The organism is Bacillus cereus group sp. N6, from assembly GCF_016483705.1.
GTDB classification, from domain to species: domain Bacteria; phylum Bacillota; class Bacilli; order Bacillales; family Bacillaceae_G; genus Bacillus_A; species Bacillus_A wiedmannii.
Map to the genome: position 1 here is coordinate 1 of NZ_JAEHBI010000042.1, position 21,610 is coordinate 21,610.

Sequence of the window (21,610 nt, forward strand, 5' to 3'; positions counted from 1 at the left end):
ATGGAAAGCTTGGAAAATAAATAGTCCCACCCCTTTTCATATATGGGTGGGACTGTAAAGTCATGATTGTTTATTTTATAAAAGAATTTTAGAAGATTAGAAAATATGATTAGAGCGTGATATAGATAATTTGTGACTGTTTTTCACGTTCGTAAAGTTAAGCAGTTACTTCATTTCATACAAGGGGGACTTTGAATATGAAGTTTTTAAGGAACGAAAAAAACAGAGAGACATATATTTTTGTCTCTCTGTTTTTTTTATTCACAAATAGTTCCAGTTGCTATACCAGTTGGAGCAACGCCTACTGGAACAGTATCTATAACCATATTTGTAGCAGTATTGATAACAGAAACAGTATTGCTACCTTGGTTTGTAACGTAGGCGAGAGTGCCATCTGGTATGATGGTTACTTGATCCGGGGATAAGGCAACAGGAATTGTATTAATTACAGTATTTGTCGCCACGCTTATTACTGATACATTATTACTAACTTTATTTACAACGTAAATACGTGTGCCATCTGGTGTAATATCTATACCAACCGGTTCAGTACCTACGTTAATTGTATTAATTACGGAATTAGTAGCGGTGTCAATAACAGAAACAGTATTGCTGTTTTGATTTGTGACATAGGCACGAGTGCCATCTAGTGTAAAGACGATTATTCTAGGACGAATGCCAACAGGAATAGTAGCGCTAACTGTATTAGTAGCAGTATTAATAACAGAAATTGTGTTGCTTAATTCGTTTGCGACATATGCAAAGGTTCCATTTGGAGAAACGGTGATTCCTTGCGGAGCGTTACCAACAGGAATGGTAGCAACAACTGTGTTAGTAGCAGCATTTATAACAGAAACAGTATTATTACCGTGATTTCCAACATAAACAGTTGTATTATTTGGAGAAACAGCTACACCAATCGGGTCGCTTCCAACAGGAATGGTAGCGATAACAGAATTTGTAGAAGTATTAATAACGGATACGGTATCAGAAAAAATATTAGTAACATAAGCGCGAGTCCCATTTGGTGAAACGGTTACTTCAAGAGGAGCATTATCTACAGTAATTGTAGCAACAACTGTATTTGTTCCGGTATTAATTACAGATACTGTATCATCTGTGGGATCGTCTATGGCTCCTGCGTTTGTAACATAAACAAGGAAATTACATGCAGGTCCAGTGGGGCCGGTTGGCCCAGTCGGTCCCGTAGGTCCTGTTGGACACTCACAATCTCCAGTCGGTCCTGGTGGTCCTTCCGGTCCTTGAATACCTTGCACACCTTGAGGTCCAGTCGGCCCTTCTGGTCCTTCCGGTCCTTGAATACCTTGCACACCTTGAGGTCCAGTCGGCCCTTCGAGTCCTTCCGGCCCTTGAATGCCTTGCACACCTTGAGGTCCAGTAGCTCCTTCTGGTCCTTCCGGCCCTTGAATTCCTTGTACTCCCTGAGGTCCAGTCGGTCCTGGGGGTCCAGGAACTCCCATTCCAGTCCCAGAGCCAGTGGGTCCAGGTGGTCCAGGTGGTCCTTGAAGCCCTTGCACACCTTGGGGTCCAGTCGGTCCTTCCGGTCCTTCTGGCCCTTGAAGCCCTTCCACGCCTTGAGGACCAGTAGCTCCTGCAAGTCCTTCCGGTCCTTGAAGCCCTTGCACACCTTGAGGACCAGTAGCTCCTTCTGGTCCTTCTGGCCCTTGAATGCCTTGCACACCTTGAGGACCAGTAGCTCCTTTAGGTCCTGAAAATCCTCTAGGTCCTGTCGCTCCAGTAGGACCGGGTATTCCGATAATATTTAATAGAGAACTATTCAATATTCCTTGCAAAATTAAGTTGAATGTTTGTTGTAACAATGGGTCCGATATATTGGAACAACTAATGAGCGAAGATAAATTTTGGAATAGAAATTGGAATAACGCAGAGATTTGAGTAAGAGATGCAGTGGGCAAAGAATTGATTAATTGAGTGATAGTTCGTATAACTAAATTTTTATTTGGAGTATTTGGTTGTACTGCAATGATTAAATCATTTAACGCTTGTAATGATGATTGGAGTATTTGTATAGTTGTCGGATTTGGCGTGGTAAAGAAAGAAAGGATAGCTTGATTTAATTGGTTAATTAGGGACAATAATTCTTGTTGCTGAGAAAATGAGAAAAAAACAGGTGTACAACAATTACTTTGATCACAAGGGGATATAGAAATAAAACAGGGAAATTGGAATTTTTTGCACGGATCGTTTGAGTTTTGATTATTTTTCATAATTACCTCCTTTTTAAAACTTTATCATCGTTAAGTATGCTTTAAGAGTTTGTATTTTCTTCTGCATTTAAAGGATTTGTAAGTATTTGTGTAATGTTCAGGAATATTTTTCTTCTAAGTATATGTTTAGAAAATCAAGACGTTCTTATGGGACGTATAATTAATACTTGGTTATTAACAAGAAGTGTAAGTAAGGCTAGAAAACAAAATGGAAATATATTTTTATTAACTTAAAACATAAAAGAGTAATTTATTAAGTGTTTTAGTGAAGAAATCATCTATTTGCAAAAACTACTTTGTTTTATAGGAAAAGTAATATAAATGGAAAAAATTTAAACACTCAAATAAATAGCGAACCGAATGAAAAAATAAAGGAAGACAGCTGATAGAAATTGCAGGAAGTTGGATACAAGCCGTCGGTTCCGTAATTTCATTAATTGGACAAATAAGTGAAGAAAATGAGGAGTTGGAAGGGAGCGATTGATAGACTAGTTTAAAAAAGTAAAATGTAACTATTTTCTAAAATGACAATGAGTAATTTTCACCTTGTTTTTTGATGAACCATTTTTATATGAAAATCATATAATATATTGTAGGACAAGCAACCAGTTTATAATCTATTAAATACTCCAAGAGCTTACCTTATATATATCTTCGCATCTACTGATTTAGATGCTCTTTTTTTATTGAACAAAACACCCATTTGGAAAGGAGGTTAATAATGGGAGTGACATTAGAAGAATTAGAAAAGTGTTATAACAAAGCCTTTATTGAGGGAGCAGAGTACGTAGCTGTTCAGATTGAAATGGATGGATTTCATAGCGATGAAGTAATTATTAACGACAAATACAGTATAGATTCTAAATTAAAGTATTATAAGAAAACATACAATGAAAATTTAGAACATAGATGGATTCCAGGGATTCGTATTGTAGGTTTTGCATATGGCTATTCGTTCTCAGAAATTCTACATGAATTAGGGTTGCTAGTGAAGAAATGATTAAACAAATAGCAGTTATTTTACGCGATGCCGTGCTTTTAGTGGTGTCTTTTTTTGTTGTGAAGGAAAGATATAAATAAAAAAGAGAGCCTAAGCTCTCTTTTGAATAGATACCTAACGTTTATGCACAGATTGGAATTCCTAATGCTATTAAGGTCAATGCTACTTGAAGAGAAAGTTCTAATCTAGCAATTTCGATTCCAGCGACTGAGACCACTAAAAGAGGTTGTCCATTAACGAACAAAACACAGCTTTCCATACTTTCGCCTCCTTCCGAGTAATCTAATATAGTATATGAATAAAATTCAAATACGTAATAGTCAGATTAATGGATTTAATAGAAATTGATAATTTAACCTATGGTATAAAAAAATTAAGTAGACTAATACCTGATTTATTAACACTATATATGAAGGACAAGAATATATTAGGAGTATATAACAACGTAGGAGTGGTAAATATGTTCTTTGCAAAGTTACGCGGTAGGAATGAAGTTCCACCAGTAGAAACAGGTGCTCGAGGAGAGGCTTTCTTTAAATTAAGCCCGGACAAGCTTAGCTTAAAATTCAAGCTAGATTTATTCGATATAGAGGATGTAGTAGCTGCCCATCTGCATCTTGGGTCAAAAGGAACGAACGGTCCTGTTGTAGCTTTTTTATTTGGACCTATAACAAATCCAGTTTCAATAGAGTGTGCAACTCTTACGGGAATGATTACTCAAGAAGATTTGGTCGGGCCGTTAGCGGGTCAAACATTAGGTACTCTTGTAAATGAAATCATATCTGGAAACATATATATTAATGTTCATACAGCACAACATTCTAATGGTGAAATACGAGGACAATTGAATTATTGTTAATGAATAAAAGTAGTGAAAAATAAAGCATCCGTTTAGGGTGTTTTTATTTTGTGAAGGTTGTATAGATAAGTAATCTATTTTTAGTAATCTTAAACATTCATTTCTAAAATTTTGAAAGTAGTCGAATTTAAAAAATAGTTATCAGAAACTTGTTAATGAAATGCCCCTTCAAAAATTAAATTAGTATTAGTAGATGAACCTTGTAAATGAAATATGAAAGTGTAACAGATAATAAAAATCTTTAAACCTAATCAAAGCTAATAGATTAACTCTCCGCACCCACTGAAATAAAGAATCATAACATAACTTGTAATTACTTTTAGGGAAGTGAGATGAAAGTAATGTTTTATTCTTATTTTGCTACTCAAGCTGGTATGCGACCAGCGTATGGTACATCAATAACGTTTAGTGGAGCACAAAGTACAGTTCAAGCTGTTCAACAAGCATTACAAATGCAACAACAAATGCAACAACAAATGCAAATGCAGCAACAAGGTATCCAGCCGTATTATTCATCTATGGAGTATTTTTACCCAGTGCATCAAATCACACCGTATGGAAGTTCTTTTCTTACTATCCCATATGGAACTGTATTTAATCTATAAATTGAAAGTTTAATCAGTAGGGGGCAGGTATCCCAAACCGATTATTAGTCCTCGCCAATTGGACATATACGGACGATCTGGCTCCTACCTACCTTTCTTGCATGTTCCGAAATTTTTTTGGAGTCTTATTACCCACAAATGGAGAGGGGGATATGTAAGCGTCAAATAGTCCTCACCTACAATTTGTAAATAGCCGATGAGATAATCTCCGTACATACTACAAATGTTTTTTGATGAGATGATACCGATTAAAGAAAAAGTGGGGATTAATTTATCATGAAAAATGATGGTTAGTGGCTCTGTATGAAAGGATACATGAACATTTATTTACGCGGACCAGATTCAGATGTAACAACGAAGTCCTATCTGCGGGTATATCGTACAGGATGATTGTCATATAACTATCAACTTACAAAAAGCAGGAGAACATCTGAATCGTTTTTTTACTGGTTTTGAAAGATATTTACAGCCATAATATCTAGTATTTTGTTTATAATTGTAAATAGTTATTAAAATGTATAAAAGATGTTTTTTTATAAATAAAAAAGAAAAAAGGAAAAATAATGCAACTTTTGAATTTGTTTATTCGTGTTATATATGAAAGGAGGAGGGGGATGGAGATTGAAGAAATATATAAGGTTTATATAAACGATGTGTACCGGTATTTATTTTCCCTTTCTCGTAGCCATCACGTAGCGGAGGACTTGATGCAAGAGACTTTTTATCGAGCGTATCTTTATTTAGAAGACTATGAAAATCAAAAGGTAAAATCATGGCTTTTTAAAGTGGCATATCATACGTTTATTGATTATGTTAGGAAAGAGAAAAAAGTAACCTTTGTAGGAACGGAGGAATTAGAGACAATACAAGCGGAGGAATCTACAGAAGAGTATGTAGTCGCAAAAAATAGTTATGAAAAGTTAATTCAGATTATTCATACTTTACCGGTAATAGAGGCACAAGCTATTTTATTATGTGACGTACATCAATTAACGTACGAAGAGGGTGCTTCTGTATTAGATTTAAAGTTAAATACGTATAAAAGTCACATGTTTCGCGGGAGAAAGAGATTAAAAGAATTGTTAAAGGAGGAAAAGAGTCAAAATGACAAATGATAAACCTCATTCTGAACAAGATGATTATAAAGAACTGTTACAAGAAGCTATTCATCAAAGACCGGCTTCACTATCTGATGGAAAACAAGAGCAATTGTTGAAAATAGGTAAAAAAAGAGCACGTATTACGAATGTTTTAATTGTATTTACTTTTTTATTACTTATTCAACCTATTATATATATATCAACACTCTTATATTATACATTGGCACCTACAAACGCAATGGAGATACGGAATGTAGTAAATCAAACGTTAAGTGTAACAGAACCAAATGTATTTTTGAAAGATAGGGACATGGAGCAAACGTTGTTACCGCTTAGTTTGCAATTGCATTTTGATTTGTATAAAAGAGTAGGAAAGAAAGATATTCGAATAGGAGAAGAGAAAACAGATTATGTATTTAGTAGAGCGACGAAAGTAAGCCGTGAATATACAACAGATGAAAAAATTCCGAAAATCCCGTATATAGACAACGAAGTATTGTCTCATCCTAATAATTATAATGCGTCCTATAATAGTAGCGAAGAAGTGCAAGTATTAAAGGGTCTTCCGCAAGAATCTGTTGTAGAAGCATTTGTATCTTTTAGAGAATTATTAAGTGTACAAGAGGTAACGGATATGTTTCCTACTATTGATATTGTGTGGTATGCCATTAATACAGGATTAGAGGAGAAGCAAACGAATGAAGAGGGTATGTATGTAGCCCCGATTGGCTTTCCAGCAGAAATGATTTCAAGGCCAAGTGGTGCTTTTGAAAGTGATTCACCTCATGAGGAACAATTTATTGATGTTTTAAAGTCATTACAGAAGCATGAAGATTTAGCTGTGAAGCTATCTAGAGCGAAAGTATTAGAGTTGTCAAAGCGTATTTCTTTCCTTGAAAAAAATGGGGTGAAAACATACGGGGCAGTTGTAACTGGGCCTAAAGTAGAAGTTGAAAAATTGATGAGCCACGAAAAAGTTAGAAAATTGAAAGTAGGTGAAGCGAGGTTATGGAATTGGCATTCTTAAAAAAAAGAAAGAATCATATGTATAAACAGGAAACGTGGATGGGGACTATTTCATTAATTATCGCCTTTCTAGCGTTATTGTATTTGAACATTATATTGCTTACTCAAGAAACATTTATAGGTAAAGGTTTTCTGCAAATAGTTGGTATTGGCGTGGTGTGCTCAGTCGTAGGTATGATCACAAAAAGCAAAAGTCGAAAATATGCATTGTGGGCATGTAGTTTATTTGTTTTTATGCTGTTGTTTGCTGTATTTGGATTTATGTTAGGTTGGATGATAAGCTTTGGGCCATAAAAAAAGAGGGAATGTAGATTCGCTCTTTTTTGTATTGAAAGTGAAATAGCTAAGTGAAGAATCCATTAAATTTGAATGGATTGCACGATACATCTAGGTTGTGTTTTTATTAATATGTTTTCCTCTCAAGTGTATATAAATAGGCGATAAGTATAGTGCTAAAACAATAGCTCGTCCAAACATTGCGAATCCCCCTTACATAATATGTGGTAATAAGCATGAAAGGGGAACTAGCATGTCTTGCTATTACTACTGTAAGTATTGTAAAGAGTATAAAAAGAAACAGCATGATTGTTGTAAGAGCACGAGTAAGTGTAATGACAACGAGGAGAAGCTTGTTAGGGCATCTGCATTTAGAGCTAGAAATACGGTGAATCAAACGGTTCCTGCCAATACTTTTGTAAAGGTATTGTTCCAAAATGAACAATTTGATTTAGCAAATGAGTATAATCCAGTAACGTCTATTTTTATTCCGAAGACTAGGGGAGTTTACTCTATTATTGGAACGATTGGTTTCTTTCCAAACGATCCTAGTTTAAATTATAGAGCTCGTGTAGAAATTCGTGTAAATGGAAACGCAGCAATAGCTATAGATAATGACTTTTTCGGTCCAATAGGTTTTGGAAATGTAGTAAGTGTTTCGACGATTATTCAATTGAATGAAGGAGATCAAGTTGAGGTTTATGCACAAAGTAGCATAGACGGAGTTTTAAGTCCTTCAGAAGACGGCTCACATTTTGAAGCTGCAAGATTTCCTTCTCCAATTAAATAACGAAGAGAATAAAATACTTTTCAGTAGGTTTAGTTAATCCCCTACACCAAATGGTGGGGGATTATTATTATTTTTCTAAAATATATAAGTAAATAGGCTAAATATAGTTTGTTTCAGGAGAATTTCACATGCTAGGATGTAAGGTTGAAAGTGCTAGCTTATTATGAGTATTAGATATTCTGCAGGTAATAAAAAGAGTACAACGAAACAAGTAACATGGTTGTGAAAGTTCTTAGGCATTACATTTGCTAGTAGTCTTATGGAATAGAAAAGATATCTAAATTTATTAATACATAAAAGGCCGTATAATTATGGGCTTTTTCTTTACTATATAGAAATTACATATTTAACATAGGTTTGTGTAGGTATTGCTATTGTATAGAAAGGAAAAACATTAAGACGATTACACTATATAAAAATAAAATAAATCCTAAGATGAGTAGTATGGGATGCAACTTGAACATTTTTGACCTCCTTGAGTATATAAAGAATTTTAATACATATTTGGTCAATTTAGAAGGGGAATATATTAATGAATGATGATTGAATCAATACACTAATTTAACAGAATAGTGAACGTATAATAAATAAAGGAGTATTGTTGATTACACATTGATTAAATTGTTTATAAGCAGCAGATATGTTGATCGCCCGTGAAATATAAAAGTGAGCAGGTTTATGTTTACAGAATGAGAGATAAATAAAAAAAAGAGCATACATAAAAAGTACGCTCTAAAGAAAGATAGGTTTTATGAGTGGATAATTTCCATACGATAATATATGCTCGGTTAATAAAAACGTGTGAAAAATCAATAGATTATCAATGGAATAACATGAAATGAGTAATTTTGGTCTATTCCCGTAGTCGCGGAGCTAACCAAATTGTAAGGATTGTGAATAGAATGGATTAACAACTGGATAATGATCGTACTTCAGTTTCGTATTTCTTATAGTTTGGATATTGCGTAATAGTTTGACACTTAGGTGTGGAAAGTTGGTTAATTATAGAAACATTTGTAATTACCTCGTTACATGGACCGAAAAATGTGATTTTTAGTTTTGAGTTTGGTGGAACTTTAACCACGATAGGTTTTTTTTTCATAAAATCAGCTCCTCATATGCAGCATCTTATTATGCACTTTTTCGTTCAGATTATAAAGGCGTATTAATATAATATGAAATTTTAGTTGAGTTGATAATAATATGGGGTTTTATGCCGTGGTGAAAATGTGGGAAATGCATAGGAAACTGAGAATGTTCTATAAAATGTTTAATCGATATAATAGGTAAAAGCAAAAAATAAGTAATTTATCTAATACACTTTTTTCCTTGATACATATTATAGTAGTAAGAATTGTATTAGGAGGTAATGAAAGAGTGCAAGAAAATGTACAAGCTCAGCTTTCACCACCGTGGATCACATATTTCAATGAGTTAAAAAATTCAATTGGTGCTGATCCAACTGTTTCAGTTGGTCCGCTAATTCCAGTTGGCGGGAATTATATTATTTTAGTGCATGCGTTAAGTAATGAAAAAGCGATAGCGTTAGCAACGCTTCTAAAATCTTTTGTAGAATTTGGGAATGTAAGTGTAACAGTTATTGTAACTAATAATGAAAATAACATTGTAAATCCACTTCCATGTCCACTAGATGCATTTGAAATTGCTCATTTATTTCAAGTGGCGTTAGAAAATAATCCTTATTTTGAACAAGTTGTTGTACAGCCGCAGCTTCCTGGTGGATCAAATGTTGTCTTTCCAGTTTTTACTGCGCAAGTGATTCAATTTTTTAATGATGATATTTCAAATTTATGTCAAACATTTACTGATGTTGCTGCAAATGTATTTCATGATGTAATGAACGATGACATTTGTGATATCCCAATTTTATTCTCCACAAGCTGTGTTCCGAGCGGTGAGAGTGCACAATTACAAAATACAGAGTTGACACCAAAACTGTTTTACTAAATTGTAAGAAGACATTTTCATTAATAGAAAATGTCTTTTTTGTATGCATAAACGTTACTTTGTCTAGCTAATTACAGGTTAACAAGCTGTGAATAATGAACGAAACTGCCACTGATGAAAGAGTTACAGAATTTCATATAGTATGTAAAAGTAGTCTGTTTGAATTGAAAATATATAAGAAATGTGAGGGAAATCATTTTCGTGAATATAGAATAATCGCAAGAAACACAGTAAGTTAGCTGTCATACATTTGTTTATTAGTCTAAAGAAGATTAATATCGATGAGTAGTAATAATGAAAACGTTTCTAATAATAGCGCTAATGAAAGGTTAATTAATTGATATTATTTACTAATAGATGATAGTGCATATCTCGAATTTGTGAATGAGCTGTATGAAAAATAAATAAAATTAGTGGAAGTTTAATTAAAAGATTATATGTTTTGAAAAATAATATAGATTCTCCTTATTTATATTATAAATAGCTAGTATTAGGCATAAGGGGCTTTCAATAAGACAAGCTTTGAATATGATATTAAAAAGGGGATGAATTGTAGTGGGGTATATTATCGATATTTCAAAATGGAATGGAACTATTGATTGGGATATTGCAGCATCTCGGCTAGATTTAGTTATTGCTAGAGTTCAAGATGGCTCGAATACGGTAGATTTTATGTATCAAAATTATGTGAATGAAATGAAGAAACGCAGTATTCCATTTGGTAATTATGCATTTTGTCGCTTTATATCTATTGCTGATGCAAGGAAAGAGGCACAAGATTTTTGGAGTCGTGGCGATAAATCTGCTAAGTTTTGGGTGGTGGACGTAGAAATTCAAACGATGATGGATATGCAAGGGGGGACACAAGCGTTTATAGATGAATTACGCCGTTTAGGTGCGAAAAAAGTAGGGCTATACGTGGGGCATCACACGTATGTATCATTTGGAGCACGTAATATTGAAGTTGATTTTGTATGGATTCCTCGTTATGGAGGAAATAAGCCAGCATATCCGTGTGATATTTGGCAATATACTGATGCGGGAAATGTTCCTGGTATTGGGAAATGTGATTTAAATCAATTAATAGGAAATAAGTCGCTTTCTTGGTTTATAGGTTCGGATCAAGTAAATCAATCTATTCAATTTAACAAAGAGAATACACAGCAATCAAATGGTATTGGTATTGCAGTTTCAAAATATCCTGATGGATATGGCATAAACGTATATGAAAATCCTACGAATCCTCAGTTTACAGGTACAATCACTCAAAAAAATCCATATTTAGTCTTACATGGTTATTGGGAAGACGCAGATAAAGATATGATTTGCTTAGGCAATGATAAACAGTGGGTATATGTAAAACATTTTGATGTAGAATGGTTTTATGCAGTTTCAAAATATCCTGTTGGGTATGGAGTGAATTATTATGCAGAGCCTGAATGTATAAATTATAAAGGAAATATTGATGGATCAAAATCTTTTCGTGTGTGGGGAAGAGCCAAAAATGCAGTAGATATCGGGCAAAATAATTGGATACTGGAAGAACATGTAACTATTAAGAATCTATAGGAATACGTAAAGGGTCATTTTACTGATAAATAGTAAGATGACCTTTAATATTTGAACAAAAAAGAACAAGATACATAGTTTATTCAAATGAAATGAATTACATGTGGAAAACACATTGTTAACACAAGTACATTGTATAGTTATTCTTATATAATAATAAAAGTGAGGTATTTTGAATTGAAAAAGAAAAAGCTATTTTTAGGAACAATTATTTCATGCGTACTACTGGCATTATCGGCATGTGGTTCCTCAGACAATGTAGTAACATCAAAAGTAGGAAATGTTACAGAGAAAGAGTTAAGTAAAGAGTTAAGACAAAAATATGGGGAAAGTACTTTATACCAAATGGTGTTAAGTAAGGCGTTGCTAGATAAATATAAAGTTTCAGATGAGGAAGCAAAAAAACAAGTAGAAGAAGCAAAAGATAAAATGGGTGACAACTTCAAATCGACTTTAGAGCAAGTTGGATTGAAAAATGAAGATGAATTAAAAGAAAAAATGAAGCCAGAAATCGCATTTGAGAAAGCGATTAAAGCGACTGTCACAGAAAAAGATGTAAAAGATAACTATAAACCAGAAATGAAGGTAAGTCACATTTTAGTGAAAGATGAAAAGACTGCTAAAGAAGTGAAAGAGAAAGTAAATAATGGAGAAGATTTTGCAGCTTTAGCGAAGCAATATTCAGAGGATACTGGTTCAAAAGAACAAGGTGGGGAAATAACTGGTTTTGCTCCAGGGCAAACGGTGAAAGAATTTGAGGAAGCTGCATATAAATTAAATGCAGGACAAGTAAGTGAGTCAGTAAAAACAACTTACGGGTACCATATTATTAAAGTGACAGATAAAAAAGAATTGAAGCCATTTGATGAAGTAAAAGATCAAATTCGTAAAGATTTAGAACAGCAAAGACTACAAGATACGACAGGTAAATGGAAACAGCAAGTAGTTAATGATTTATTGAAAGATGCTGGTATTAAAGTGAATGATAAAGAATTTAAAAATACATTTGAATTTCTAGAAAAGAAATAATGATTGTAATTAGAAAAGGGAACCTATATAGGTTCCCTTTTCTAGTTAGTGTGTGTGTTATAAATAGATAGTAAGACAATATAATATTACATTTAAATATTAAGAATTACAATGGGGATTTATGTATTTTTTAAAAATTGGAATGATCAATGCTTCATAGAATGTTGATATTATAATGTTTCGTTTGCTTAATTTCATTCCACTATTTGCATGTAGTCTGATTGGCGCGGGCTAATTAAAACCTGAAGTGATTTAAGTTTTTCTTTATTGAAGTGGATAAACATAATTTGCAGAATGAAACATACAATAGTATTGAAAAAATATTGATGTTAAATGAAGTGAAAAGCAGAGCATTCTACTAAAAAAGAATGTTCTTTTTAGTATGAAATTTTCAGAGGAAAGAATGCTTTTAAAGAAATTATTTAATAGATAAATATATTACGTAGGAGGAGAAAATATGAAAGTAATTTTTCAAAGAGAAGGTGGAGGGAAGGTTTTTGAATCGTATGATGAAGATATAAGCAACTTATTAGCTATTTTAAAAGAAACGAAAGGGATCAAGATTGGGATGGTTGAGTATGAAGTATTAAAATACGAATTAGAGTATTTTCGTAACCCAAAAAAAGCAGTAACAGAGAGGGAGTTACATATAATAGTACAACCAAAATATATGTAATAATAAGGGGCAATTATTTATAAATAGTTTTATACATTATGTACGAAAAGAGAGTGTTTAAATTGCTCTCTTTTCATAGAAATTCATAAGGAATGAATTGTGGTTCGTTATAAATTCCTTAAATTTTGTGAGTTCGTTCTTTATAATATATGCTTTCATTTATAGTTGGTTAATAAACTTGAAAAATTAAAACTTTTTAGTTTAGGCAGGGATTTTATATTCGAGTAGATAAATATTCATATAAAGTATTTTGTATATGAATATTGGAGGAGTAAAAATGAGTTTAGCAAGTTATATAGGGTGCAATGTAGAAATTCCGTTAACGGATCCAGATTCTAATGATGTAATTGTTTTTGGGTCGTGCTTTTCAGATGAAAGTATGCTTGAAATTGTACAAGAGTTTCAATTTCAAACAAGTTACACGTATGAAGTTTCAACGAGCTGGGGCATTGAACTTGTTGAGTGGCAAAGTGAAAAGGAGAAGAAAGAAGCTAAAAAAAAGCTATTAGCTTTATGCTCGATTATGGAAGGTTATTTAAATGAGGGGGACTATTTTGAATTATTCAGTTGTTGGGTTGGTGATGAAGATCAGGAACGAGTGGGAGAATTAAAATTAAAAATAAATCATTTTAATATAGATGAGATTTGTATCCCGGAAAGAACGCTTGTCAGGATAGAAAAATAAATATGGAAATATACGTTATTAGAAAAAAGCGACTTCACTTTGTATGAAGTCGCTTTTTCTGTTGATATGTGGACGGCCTATTATATAAGAAGTGAAAAGCTCACTTGATGAAGAAAAAATAAATGATGGATAAAAATATAATTTAAATCATTCCAAAAGAACGTAAGTTCGTGTATAATTAGAACGAATGTTCTTGTATGTGTAGATAGTATACGAATAAGAAATAAAGTGAAACTTTAATAAGCAGGGTGTTCATCGTCCGTTATTTATTAGCTTTCACCAACTAAGCGTTAACGGGCAGTTGATTTTCGTCTTACCTCCTCGCATATAGCGGATTTTGAGGTAGGAGCTTCACTACCTGTTAATGCCGGATAAATATGAGCCTAGCATTATGAAAGAATAATTGAGTACCATTATGTGTGAAATTGAATGGATAAATGATCAAGGAGATAAAGAAATGAATGATGTAAAGGTGCAGAAAATAGAAAGAGAATGGGTTCCATTTACAGTAATGTCGGAACAGTTGTTAAGTTTGCGAAAGGTTATTGGAGAGAAGTTTAAAGTACAAAAACCGCTCTTAACAAACGAAGCAAAAGAGAGAATTTCTGATAAATTATTAACGTCATTATTGTCTGAGAAAGAAGTATTGGTGACATATTTTGAAGATGGTTACATCCTTACAAGTTATATGACAGTAGTGCATATAAACCCGCTAAAGCGCATTGTAATATGTACGGACGCATTTTATAAAACTTACGTATTTAATACTTCTGATATTATTGAAATAACGTAAAGGAAGCTGAAATTTCAATTTTAGCTTCCTTTACGTTATTTTAGATGAGGGATATAAATAATGAAACGAAAAAGCAGCTAGCTTCATACTAGCTGCTGAGCCCCAGGGAAAGGGAGAAAAAGATAGGGTACTCCAAAAATCAATAATAGCTGTGTAACAGCCTAATTATAGTATAGACAAATTTAAAATTCCTAAACAGAACGATGAAAAAATAGGATTAGGCTGTACCCACTTGGTTTTGATCTGCAAGGTCAGAATCAAACGTATTAGTCGCGCTCACGCCATTAAAAGTATTAACAACAAAACCAACGTTTGAAGCACCAGATCCATTATAAGCCTTCGTATTTTCTTTCGGAGAAACGTTGTAGAAATCGCCTAAGTTAAATGAACCGTTACTATTTTGTACAACTAAATTCCCTACAACTGAGGGCATAGTTTTCACCCGCTTTACAATCATTTGTTAACATTACTATATGGCCTTATAGTCCAAATGGTTCATGTAACAAAAATTGTGGAATAGTAAAACGTTTGAAGTGTAGCTTAATCCTACAATAAAAGTATGTTAAAATTAATGTAAGGTCGATTAATTTTAAAAAACAATTGTATAATTAATATATACAAAATCAAAGGAGGCAAAATGTAATGAATAATGTTATAAAAAAAGTAGATTTAACAGATGCAAAATCAAGTAATCTTGTTGCACTTATTTATAGCAATGAAGTTATATTGGTTGAAGAAGCATTTTGTCCAAATGAAATAAAATTAAAGTTTAATGAAATTGCAATTTTATCGGCTATTAAAACAGCACATATAATGAAAGTATCCATCAGAAAAGAACTGGAAGCAATTTTTCATGACACTGGTGTTTTATTTGTGAAGCATAGTGTTGATTATGGAAATAGTCAATCTATCACTATGCATTTTGAACAATTCAAAAAGTTGCAAAATGAGATTGAGAATTTAAATAAAAATCGGTAATCAGAATAGATGAAGATTCTTTCATAGAGGTTAACTGTTCTATGTTGAAAAAATGGTTTAAAATTTTTTTAGATGAATCTCACTGTAAGCATAAATATGGTTTTATTAAGGATAATGAAGATTTTAAAAGAGGTAATCTAGGTGTAACTTTTATATATTGTGTGAGAAATGCGGGAAAGAGAAGCTGAAATATAAAAGCAATAACGAAATAAATAATGACTTTTTTGATATATAAGCAAGAGTAACTGTTATGGTTACTCTTTTTGCTTACATAAAAACTCCTACTAAAGTATGAAATGAGTTGATACTTTAGTAAATGGCTGAATGAAAAGGGAGAGTGTAAAATTTTATAAAGGAGGAGAGGTATATGCAGCGAAACGAAACTGGAAAAGTTGTAATGATTACAGGAGTGACGCAAGGATTAGGTCGTGCAATGGTTGATCGATTTCATGAATTGGGATGGAATATATATGGCTGTGGACGTTCAAAAGATAAAATTGAAGAATTGAAAAAATATTACGGTAATATACATGATTTTCAAATAATCGATGTTTCAGACTCCCAGCAAGTAAGTAATTGGGCGAGTTATATACTTCATAGATATAGAGCACCTGACTTGTTAATAAATAATGCATCGATTGTTAATAAAAATGCGCCACTGTGGAAAGTAACAGCTCAAGAATTCGAAAATGTAATGAATGTAAACGTAAATGGTGTAGTAAATGTAATTAGGGCATTTGTCCCAGCGATGGTAGCTAGGAAAGAAGGAATGATTATTAATATGAGTTCTAGTTGGGGCCGAGAGGGAGAAGCTGAGCTGGCGCCATATTGTGCCTCAAAGTTTGCAATTGAAGGTATCACGAAATCTATGGCACTTGAATTACCCTATGGTATGGCTGTAGTTGCTTTAGATCCGGGCGGAAGTATTAGGAGCCCAATGCTGTATTCATGTGCACCACAGTATGTAAATGAATCACCCACACCTGAAATGTGGTCACATCATGCGATTCAATATATATTAAATATAACAATAGATAAAAATGGAGCTTCATTGACATGCCCAGAATGTATGTAAATATATTTTGAATTGTATACGTATCTTTTAATTAGCATATTTTCAGTGATATACGCTTTGTCTAAAAAAAGTACCTTAAAGGTGCTTTTTTGTATGATTAACACATTTTAGAATGCACAAAATTACATATAGAAAATAAATATGAGATAAAGGATGTCATTTGTTTATGGCGAAAAAAGCACTAGAAAATTTCTAAATAGGTGATAAAAATGAATCCAAGCGGTTTAAAAGTGACAGGAGCATGGTTTCAAGTAGGAGGAAATCTTACTGCGGCTATTGGGACGACAAGAGGATTTATTGGAGAAGAGAAAGTTGAATCAGATCTTGTAATTGTAGGAAGCTCATTACAAGCCCTCGGTTATATATTACAAATAATAGCGAGTAATGATACCGGAAATGAAGCTGAAAGAGAAAATCAAAATATGTGTTTGGAGAATAAAAGTGAAATGCTTGATAAAATGGGCATTGAATTATTAGCATTAGGGAATATATCAAATGTAATAGGAACATATTTTAATATAAATAAACAATTGAAAGAGAATGATTATCTCATAATTATCGGGAACAGTTTACAATCGATTGGTGCTTTTTTAGGAGTAGAAGCAGCTTTACTTCAGATGAAAGCAATACAGAGAATTATAATACTAGGTAATTCTTTGCAAAGTTTAGGTGCTGGACTTCAAGCGTATCAAGGTATTATTAATGTATCAAAGAACGAAATAGAAAATGAAGGCAGTATGGTTGATAAGAAGAATGAGAAGATAATAGCACTCATTGGTATTTGGATACAAGCAATAGGAACTATTATTTCTGCGATTGGATTAACTATAATAGAGAAAGAAGACAGATTAGAAAAAATAAAAATATGAAAATACACATTTGATAAAGGAAGGGGGATTTTAATTTTACATACGTGGTAAGATTGAAGTAGTAGGTTTTTAGGCATTTGAATAGAATATATAAGAGTAGAAAAGTTTTTCATGCTTAATTGGAATTTATGAAATATAAAAATAATTGGTTTTGTGAGCGTATGAAAAGAAGAGAGATAAAAAATACAAAACAAGGAGTTTTCAAGAGATGATGTATTTATTGGCAATTCTACTACCACCAGTAGCCGTATTATTTTGTGGAAAACCATTTCAAGCAATAATTAACTTCCTATTAACATTAATATTTTGGGTTCCAGGAGTTATACATGCGATATTAGTTGTACATGATAAAAAAGCAGACCGGAGATTAAAAAAACAAATTGAAGCATATGATGAAATGAATAAGAGGAATAGAAGATAGCTAAGTCGTGAAATGATTGTAAAAAGAAAGGGGGACTACCTCCTTTCTTTTTTCATTCTGTTTAAGTTTAAATTTTAGTATAGCGGTAAGAATTTTTAATATAAGTATTGTGATAATTAGTTTTAGATTGTGCGCTTAATAAACCGGTGTAAATGTTTTCAGGCACGTTAAAGAAATCATACATTCCATTCTTTAATTGAATGCGCAAAATCATAGAAAAAGGATTATAGCCAACAGCAACTATATTTTTTGAAATCACGGGAGATAGTTTCATCATTACGCAACTCCTCACTTCTCATTTTTAATAATTTCTTGTAGATGTTGAGGTTGTGGTGTTGAAATCCTTATAATTAAAGAGGTATTATACTTATATGCAATATATTAAATGTTCGTTATACGTAATTATAAGGAAGTTCACACGAAGTACATATCGTTGTGCTATTTTTATTTCACCTTTGATTTATAAATAAGAAAATATTGACCATTTGAAAAAAAGGTATATTATTTATACGAGGTATTAAAAATTCACTTTTTACATTCTATGCTTAAAGGGGCAGCATTATTAGGAAAAATAGAAGTGAAAATAGTTTGTATAAGAAGTATTCTAAAATTTATAATCTGTGAATTAGGAAAATATTGAATGCTCCAGGTCGATATACTTTCTTAATTAACTTCAGTTTAGAAAGTGACCTCAATATTTTTAAGTAAATCAACGGGAGAATTGAAAGGCAGGAGAAAGTAACATGTCAGAAAATTATCGTTCTCGAGAGGAACGACGACAAGTTAAAAAGAAAAAACAGCCAGCTTCTAAAACACAAAAACCAAAAGGGAAAACTTCATTCTTTCGTAAGTTTTTAATTACTTGTTTATTACTTGGTATTGTTGGTTTAGTGGCGGGGGTTGCTACCTTCTTCGTAATGATTAAGGATGCACCAAAACTTGAGAAAGCAAAACTTGTTAATCCGTTATCCTCAAAAATTTATGATAAAAATGGCGATTTGGTATATGAATACGGGAAAGAAAAACGGACGAATGTTACGTATGATCAAATTCCTAAATTAGTAGAAAATGCATTTTTAGCAACAGAAGATTCACGTTTTTATGAGCATAGTGGAGTAGACTTTAAAGGTACTGCCCGTGCTGTGTTGGTGAGCCTTAAAGGAGATTACGGCTCACAAGGTGGAAGTACGATAACGCAGCAGGTTATTAAAAACTATTTCTTATCGATGGAAAAAACATCAAAACGTAAAGTTCAGGAAATATATTTAGCGTATAAGCTAGAACAACAATATTCAAAACATGAAATTTTAGAAATGTATTTAAATAAAATTAATTTAGGAAACCGTTCATATGGTATCGCAACAGCAGCACAAAACTACTATGGTAAAGAATTAAAAGAGTTAACATTACCAGAAGTTGCGATGCTTGCAGGTTTACCGAAAGCACCGAATAACTATGATCCAACGAAAACGGACAATATTCAAAGAGCAACAGAAAGAAGAGATGTTGTACTAAAATTAATGAATCGACATGGTTATATTACGAAGGCAGAAATGGAAGAAGCTTCGAAAGTTAAAGTTACAGATGGACTTAAAACTGCAACTGTTCAGGCAATGCCATATCCTGCATTTATGGATGCGGTTGTGAAAGAAGTTGAAAAAGAATTGCCAGATGCTAACATTGGTTCTGACGGTTTAGAAATTTATACAACTTTAGACCGAGATGCACAGAAGTCTGCTGATAGGATATTAAATGAAAATATTATTAATTATCCAAATGATAAATTCCAAGGTGCTTTCACATTTATGGATACGAAAACAGGTGAGGTTCGTGCTATAGGTAGTGGGCGTGGTGAAAATAAAGCAGTATTTAAAGGGCATAATATGGCAATTGAATTAGATCGTGCAGCTGGTTCAACGATGAAGCCAATCTTTGATTACGGTCCTGCTATTGAATATTTAAAATGGGCTACGTACCATCAAATTGATGATTCTCCATTTAAATATTCAACTGGACAAGAACTTCGAAATGCGGACAGAAGTCATTTAGGCCCAATTACTATGCGTGAAGCATTAAAAATGTCACGTAACGTTCCAGCAGTTAAAACTGCAAAAGAAGTAGGACTTAATAAATCAAAGGAATTCTCTGAGAAATTAGGTATTACATTTAATTCAGCACCGAAAGAATCTACCGCTATTGGTACAAACGAAGTATCACCAACTGAAATGGCGGGTGCTTATGCGACATTTGGTAATGGTGGAAAGTATGCAAAACCGCATTTTGTTAAGAAAGTAGTTTATCCAGACGGCAAGTCACAAAGTTTTGAGCAAAAACCAAAACAAGTTATAGCTGACTCTACAGCATATATGATTACTGATATGCTTCGTTCAGTAGTAACATCTGGTACTGGTACAGCGGCAAATATAAGTTCTTTAGATGTAGCTGGTAAAACAGGTACAACAAACTATGATTCAAAACAACTAGCGAAATATAACATTCCAGAAAGTGCGACTCGTGATAGTTGGTTTGCAGGTTATACGCCGCAATATACGATGGCGGTATGGACTGGATATATGAAAGATGGTAAAGACGAGTATATTAGTAGTAAAAATACGAAAATTGCACAGTTGATCTTTAAAGAAATGATGAGTGAGTTTGCTACTGACAAATCACGCTTTAAAATGCCAAGTAGTGTTATTCAAGAAGGTAGTGAGCTACGTATAAAAGGTGAAAAACGTGATTCTTCACCAAATACGAGCGTACCGGATACAACGGAACAACCAAAACCAGATCAAAAGCAAAAAACTGAAGAAGAGAAAAACAAAGAAGAATTAAAGAAACAAGAAGAGCTTAAAAAACAAGAAGAACAAAAGCAACAAGAGGAACTGAAGAAGCAAGAAGAACAAAAGAAACAAGAAGAAGAAAAGAAACAAAATGAACAAAATAATGGAAATGGCCAAGGAACGACACCTCCAGCAAATAACGAGGGAGGCCAAGGAAATACAACACCTCCAGCGAATAACGGAGGAGGCCAAGGAAATACGACACCTCCAGCGAATAATGGAGGAGGCCAAGGAAATACAACACCTCCAGCGAATAATGGAGGAGGCCAAGGAAATACAACACCTCCAGCAAATAATGGAGGAGGTCAAGGAAATACAACACCTCCAGCGACCACACAACCAGATACTGGCGGGAATGCAGGAGAAGCCCCTGTCAATAATGGACAATAAGAGAAGTTAATAAAAAGTACAAAAAAGCACTTAAGATTTGTAAAAATTACAATCTTAAGTGCTTTTTATCGTTTAAATTTAAATGTTAAAAGTACCGTAGAAATTTTGAAAATAAATTGATGGAAAATGATAAAAAACTTGAGCCTGAGGCAATGGAGTATAACTGGGGTTGTAAAAGGTAGTACTACTTGGATGTGCGCCATGATGCCAAAATGAGGGAGTAACTTGACCTGGAATTTGATATTGTTGCCAAGTTGCAGGAAGTTCAATTCCTACATCGGAACTAGCTGTATGAACGGCTGGAACGTGTATCCCAGGAGTCGAAGGAACGACGGCTGTTACTCTTGAAGATACCCACATAACATAATCACTCCTAAGTTGTGATAATAAAATAGTATATTCTTTTCAC

General features: G+C 33.2%; 24 protein-coding genes and 2 pseudogenes. 20 read left to right on the forward strand and 6 right to left on the reverse strand.

The features are described 5' to 3' along the window. Nucleotides 1-257: 257 nt before the first annotated feature. Nucleotides 258-2,249: a collagen-like repeat preface domain-containing protein gene (locus JDS99_RS23200; RefSeq protein ID WP_088609399.1), complete on the reverse strand. Its 1,992-nt coding sequence runs from the start codon at nt 2,247-2,249 to the stop codon at nt 258-260. A 314-nt stretch (nt 2,250-2,563) separates the two neighbouring features. On the opposite strand from JDS99_RS23200, the pseudogene JDS99_RS32820 reads away from it, so the two are divergent. Both JDS99_RS32820 and JDS99_RS23205 read left to right on the forward strand, forming a co-directional pair. Then, nucleotides 2,564-2,733 (forward strand): annotated as a pseudogene (locus JDS99_RS32820) (DUF6944 family repetitive protein); the annotation flags it as partial. A gap of 237 nt (nt 2,734-2,970) precedes the next feature. Then, nucleotides 2,971-3,249, forward strand: coding sequence for a hypothetical protein (locus JDS99_RS23205; protein WP_000539238.1), 279 nt, complete (start codon nt 2,971-2,973; stop codon nt 3,247-3,249). A gap of 121 nt (nt 3,250-3,370) precedes the next feature. Here JDS99_RS23205 and JDS99_RS23210 read toward each other — a convergent pair whose 3' ends face one another. Then, a complete protein-coding gene (locus JDS99_RS23210; RefSeq protein ID WP_000443219.1) occupies nt 3,371-3,508 on the reverse strand; it encodes a DUF3956 family protein in 138 nt (45 codons plus the stop codon). Nucleotides 3,509-3,709: 201 nt separating this feature from the next. On the opposite strand from JDS99_RS23210, the gene JDS99_RS23215 reads away from it, so the two are divergent. The 6 genes from JDS99_RS23215 to JDS99_RS23240 all read left to right on the forward strand — a co-directional run bounded on the left by JDS99_RS23215 (nt 3,710) and on the right by JDS99_RS23240 (nt 7,905). Next, a complete protein-coding gene (locus JDS99_RS23215; protein ID WP_199695795.1) occupies nt 3,710-4,108 on the forward strand; it encodes a CHRD domain-containing protein in 399 nt (132 codons plus the stop codon). A 341-nt stretch (nt 4,109-4,449) separates the two neighbouring features. Beyond that, nucleotides 4,450-4,713 (forward strand): DUF3947 family protein, encoded by a 264-nt coding sequence (locus JDS99_RS23220; protein WP_098115247.1) that lies wholly within the window; start codon nt 4,450-4,452, stop codon nt 4,711-4,713. 614 nt (nt 4,714-5,327) lie between these two features. Next, nucleotides 5,328-5,828 carry a sigma-70 family RNA polymerase sigma factor gene (locus tag JDS99_RS23225; RefSeq protein ID WP_088609400.1) on the forward strand — a complete coding sequence of 167 codons (501 nt, stop codon included), beginning with the start codon at nt 5,328-5,330 and terminating at the stop codon, nt 5,826-5,828. Then, on the forward strand, nt 5,818-6,840 hold the full coding sequence (locus tag JDS99_RS23230) for an anti-sigma factor (protein WP_106383268.1): 1,023 nt from the start codon (nt 5,818-5,820) through the stop codon (nt 6,838-6,840). The genes JDS99_RS23225 and JDS99_RS23230 overlap by 11 nt, the downstream gene beginning before the upstream one ends. Further along, complete coding sequence (locus JDS99_RS23235) at nt 6,822-7,133, forward strand: hypothetical protein (RefSeq protein ID WP_088063285.1); 312 nt, start codon at nt 6,822-6,824, stop codon at nt 7,131-7,133. The genes JDS99_RS23230 and JDS99_RS23235 overlap by 19 nt, the downstream gene beginning before the upstream one ends. A gap of 235 nt (nt 7,134-7,368) precedes the next feature. Further along, on the forward strand, nt 7,369-7,905 hold the full coding sequence (locus JDS99_RS23240) for a C1q-like domain-containing protein (protein WP_001278094.1): 537 nt from the start codon (nt 7,369-7,371) through the stop codon (nt 7,903-7,905). A gap of 907 nt (nt 7,906-8,812) precedes the next feature. Here JDS99_RS23240 and JDS99_RS23245 read toward each other — a convergent pair. Beyond that, nucleotides 8,813-9,007, reverse strand: coding sequence for a hypothetical protein (locus JDS99_RS23245; RefSeq protein WP_060488666.1), 195 nt, complete (start codon nt 9,005-9,007; stop codon nt 8,813-8,815). 275 nt (nt 9,008-9,282) lie between these two features. Between JDS99_RS23245 and JDS99_RS23250 the strand changes: the two genes are divergently transcribed. The 6 genes from JDS99_RS23250 (at nt 9,283) to JDS99_RS23275 (ending at nt 14,625) form a co-directional block, all read left to right on the forward strand. Next, entirely contained in the window at nt 9,283-9,873 is a 591-nt protein-coding gene (locus JDS99_RS23250) for a hypothetical protein (RefSeq protein ID WP_088609402.1), read from the forward strand. Between the two features lie 555 nt (nt 9,874-10,428). Next, a complete protein-coding gene (locus tag JDS99_RS23255) occupies nt 10,429-11,442 on the forward strand; it encodes a glycoside hydrolase family 25 protein (RefSeq protein WP_088063289.1) in 1,014 nt (337 codons plus the stop codon). Nucleotides 11,443-11,619: 177 nt separating this feature from the next. Continuing rightward, entirely contained in the window at nt 11,620-12,471 is an 852-nt protein-coding gene (locus JDS99_RS23260; RefSeq protein ID WP_088063290.1) for a peptidylprolyl isomerase PrsA, read from the forward strand. Nucleotides 12,472-12,928: 457 nt separating this feature from the next. Further along, the gene (locus JDS99_RS23265) at nt 12,929-13,147 is read left to right on the forward strand and encodes a hypothetical protein (protein ID WP_087980343.1); all 219 of its coding nucleotides are present in this window, start codon (nt 12,929-12,931) and stop codon (nt 13,145-13,147) included. Nucleotides 13,148-13,424: 277 nt separating this feature from the next. After that, nucleotides 13,425-13,832, forward strand: a complete 408-nt coding sequence (locus JDS99_RS23270) for a hypothetical protein (protein WP_087980344.1) — start codon at nt 13,425-13,427, stop codon at nt 13,830-13,832. 457 nt (nt 13,833-14,289) lie between these two features. Next, nucleotides 14,290-14,625, forward strand: a complete 336-nt coding sequence (locus JDS99_RS23275) for a YolD-like family protein (protein ID WP_199695796.1) — start codon at nt 14,290-14,292, stop codon at nt 14,623-14,625. Between the two features lie 217 nt (nt 14,626-14,842). Here JDS99_RS23275 and gerPF read toward each other — a convergent pair whose 3' ends face one another. After that, nucleotides 14,843-15,058 carry a spore germination protein GerPF gene (gene gerPF, locus JDS99_RS23280; protein ID WP_001141565.1) on the reverse strand — a complete coding sequence of 72 codons (216 nt, stop codon included), beginning with the start codon at nt 15,056-15,058 and terminating at the stop codon, nt 14,843-14,845. Nucleotides 15,059-15,267: 209 nt separating this feature from the next. Here gerPF and JDS99_RS23285 point away from each other — a divergent pair, with 209 nt between their 5' ends. The 5 genes and pseudogenes from JDS99_RS23285 (at nt 15,268) to JDS99_RS23305 (ending at nt 17,968) form a co-directional block, all read left to right on the forward strand. Further along, nucleotides 15,268-15,603: a hypothetical protein gene (locus tag JDS99_RS23285; protein ID WP_001066867.1), complete on the forward strand. Its 336-nt coding sequence runs from the start codon at nt 15,268-15,270 to the stop codon at nt 15,601-15,603. Between the two features lie 41 nt (nt 15,604-15,644). Then, nucleotides 15,645-15,838, forward strand: a pseudogene (locus JDS99_RS23290) (hypothetical protein). A 132-nt stretch (nt 15,839-15,970) separates the two neighbouring features. Further along, a complete protein-coding gene (locus JDS99_RS23295) occupies nt 15,971-16,678 on the forward strand; it encodes an SDR family oxidoreductase (RefSeq protein WP_088063292.1) in 708 nt (235 codons plus the stop codon). A gap of 209 nt (nt 16,679-16,887) precedes the next feature. After that, a complete protein-coding gene (locus JDS99_RS23300) occupies nt 16,888-17,547 on the forward strand; it encodes a DUF6944 family repetitive protein (protein ID WP_088063293.1) in 660 nt (219 codons plus the stop codon). A 208-nt stretch (nt 17,548-17,755) separates the two neighbouring features. Further along, a complete protein-coding gene (locus JDS99_RS23305; protein ID WP_000990228.1) occupies nt 17,756-17,968 on the forward strand; it encodes a YqaE/Pmp3 family membrane protein in 213 nt (70 codons plus the stop codon). A 67-nt stretch (nt 17,969-18,035) separates the two neighbouring features. On the opposite strand, the gene JDS99_RS23310 is transcribed toward JDS99_RS23305, so the two are convergent. Continuing rightward, nucleotides 18,036-18,245, reverse strand: a complete 210-nt coding sequence (locus JDS99_RS23310) for a KTSC domain-containing protein (RefSeq protein WP_131933606.1) — start codon at nt 18,243-18,245, stop codon at nt 18,036-18,038. Nucleotides 18,246-18,711: 466 nt separating this feature from the next. Between JDS99_RS23310 and JDS99_RS23315 the strand changes: the two genes are divergently transcribed. Then, on the forward strand, nt 18,712-21,201 hold the full coding sequence (locus JDS99_RS23315; RefSeq protein WP_199695797.1) for a PBP1A family penicillin-binding protein: 2,490 nt from the start codon (nt 18,712-18,714) through the stop codon (nt 21,199-21,201). 78 nt (nt 21,202-21,279) lie between these two features. On the opposite strand, the gene JDS99_RS23320 is transcribed toward JDS99_RS23315, so the two are convergent. Further along, on the reverse strand, nt 21,280-21,561 hold the full coding sequence (locus JDS99_RS23320; RefSeq protein WP_060488674.1) for a hypothetical protein: 282 nt from the start codon (nt 21,559-21,561) through the stop codon (nt 21,280-21,282). Between the last annotated feature and the right edge of the window lie 49 nt (nt 21,562-21,610).

Coding starts and splice junctions, on each gene's coding strand:
- JDS99_RS23310 (WP_131933606.1), bottom strand. CDS start 18,245: ATGATGAAACTATCTCCCGTGATTTCAAAAAATATAGTTGCTGTTGGC.
- JDS99_RS23215 (WP_199695795.1), top strand. CDS start 3,710: ATGTTCTTTGCAAAGTTACGCGGTAGGAATGAAGTTCCACCAGTAGAA.
- JDS99_RS23240 (WP_001278094.1), top strand. CDS start 7,369: ATGTCTTGCTATTACTACTGTAAGTATTGTAAAGAGTATAAAAAGAAA.
- JDS99_RS23305 (WP_000990228.1), top strand. CDS start 17,756: ATGATGTATTTATTGGCAATTCTACTACCACCAGTAGCCGTATTATTT.
- JDS99_RS23275 (WP_199695796.1), top strand. CDS start 14,290: ATGAATGATGTAAAGGTGCAGAAAATAGAAAGAGAATGGGTTCCATTT.
- JDS99_RS23220 (WP_098115247.1), top strand. CDS start 4,450: ATGTTTTATTCTTATTTTGCTACTCAAGCTGGTATGCGACCAGCGTAT.
- JDS99_RS23225 (WP_088609400.1), top strand. CDS start 5,328: ATGGAGATTGAAGAAATATATAAGGTTTATATAAACGATGTGTACCGG.
- JDS99_RS23285 (WP_001066867.1), top strand. CDS start 15,268: ATGAATAATGTTATAAAAAAAGTAGATTTAACAGATGCAAAATCAAGT.
- JDS99_RS23205 (WP_000539238.1), top strand. CDS start 2,971: ATGGGAGTGACATTAGAAGAATTAGAAAAGTGTTATAACAAAGCCTTT.
- JDS99_RS23300 (WP_088063293.1), top strand. CDS start 16,888: ATGAATCCAAGCGGTTTAAAAGTGACAGGAGCATGGTTTCAAGTAGGA.
- JDS99_RS23265 (WP_087980343.1), top strand. CDS start 12,929: ATGAAAGTAATTTTTCAAAGAGAAGGTGGAGGGAAGGTTTTTGAATCG.
- JDS99_RS23235 (WP_088063285.1), top strand. CDS start 6,822: ATGGAATTGGCATTCTTAAAAAAAAGAAAGAATCATATGTATAAACAG.
- JDS99_RS23245 (WP_060488666.1), bottom strand. CDS start 9,007: ATGAAAAAAAAACCTATCGTGGTTAAAGTTCCACCAAACTCAAAACTA.
- gerPF (WP_001141565.1), bottom strand. CDS start 15,058: ATGCCCTCAGTTGTAGGGAATTTAGTTGTACAAAATAGTAACGGTTCA.
- JDS99_RS23320 (WP_060488674.1), bottom strand. CDS start 21,561: ATGTGGGTATCTTCAAGAGTAACAGCCGTCGTTCCTTCGACTCCTGGG.
- JDS99_RS23230 (WP_106383268.1), top strand. CDS start 5,818: ATGACAAATGATAAACCTCATTCTGAACAAGATGATTATAAAGAACTG.
- JDS99_RS23315 (WP_199695797.1), top strand. CDS start 18,712: ATGTCAGAAAATTATCGTTCTCGAGAGGAACGACGACAAGTTAAAAAG.
- JDS99_RS23210 (WP_000443219.1), bottom strand. CDS start 3,508: ATGGAAAGCTGTGTTTTGTTCGTTAATGGACAACCTCTTTTAGTGGTC.
- JDS99_RS23295 (WP_088063292.1), top strand. CDS start 15,971: ATGCAGCGAAACGAAACTGGAAAAGTTGTAATGATTACAGGAGTGACG.
- JDS99_RS23270 (WP_087980344.1), top strand. CDS start 13,425: ATGAGTTTAGCAAGTTATATAGGGTGCAATGTAGAAATTCCGTTAACG.
- JDS99_RS23200 (WP_088609399.1), bottom strand. CDS start 2,249: ATGAAAAATAATCAAAACTCAAACGATCCGTGCAAAAAATTCCAATTT.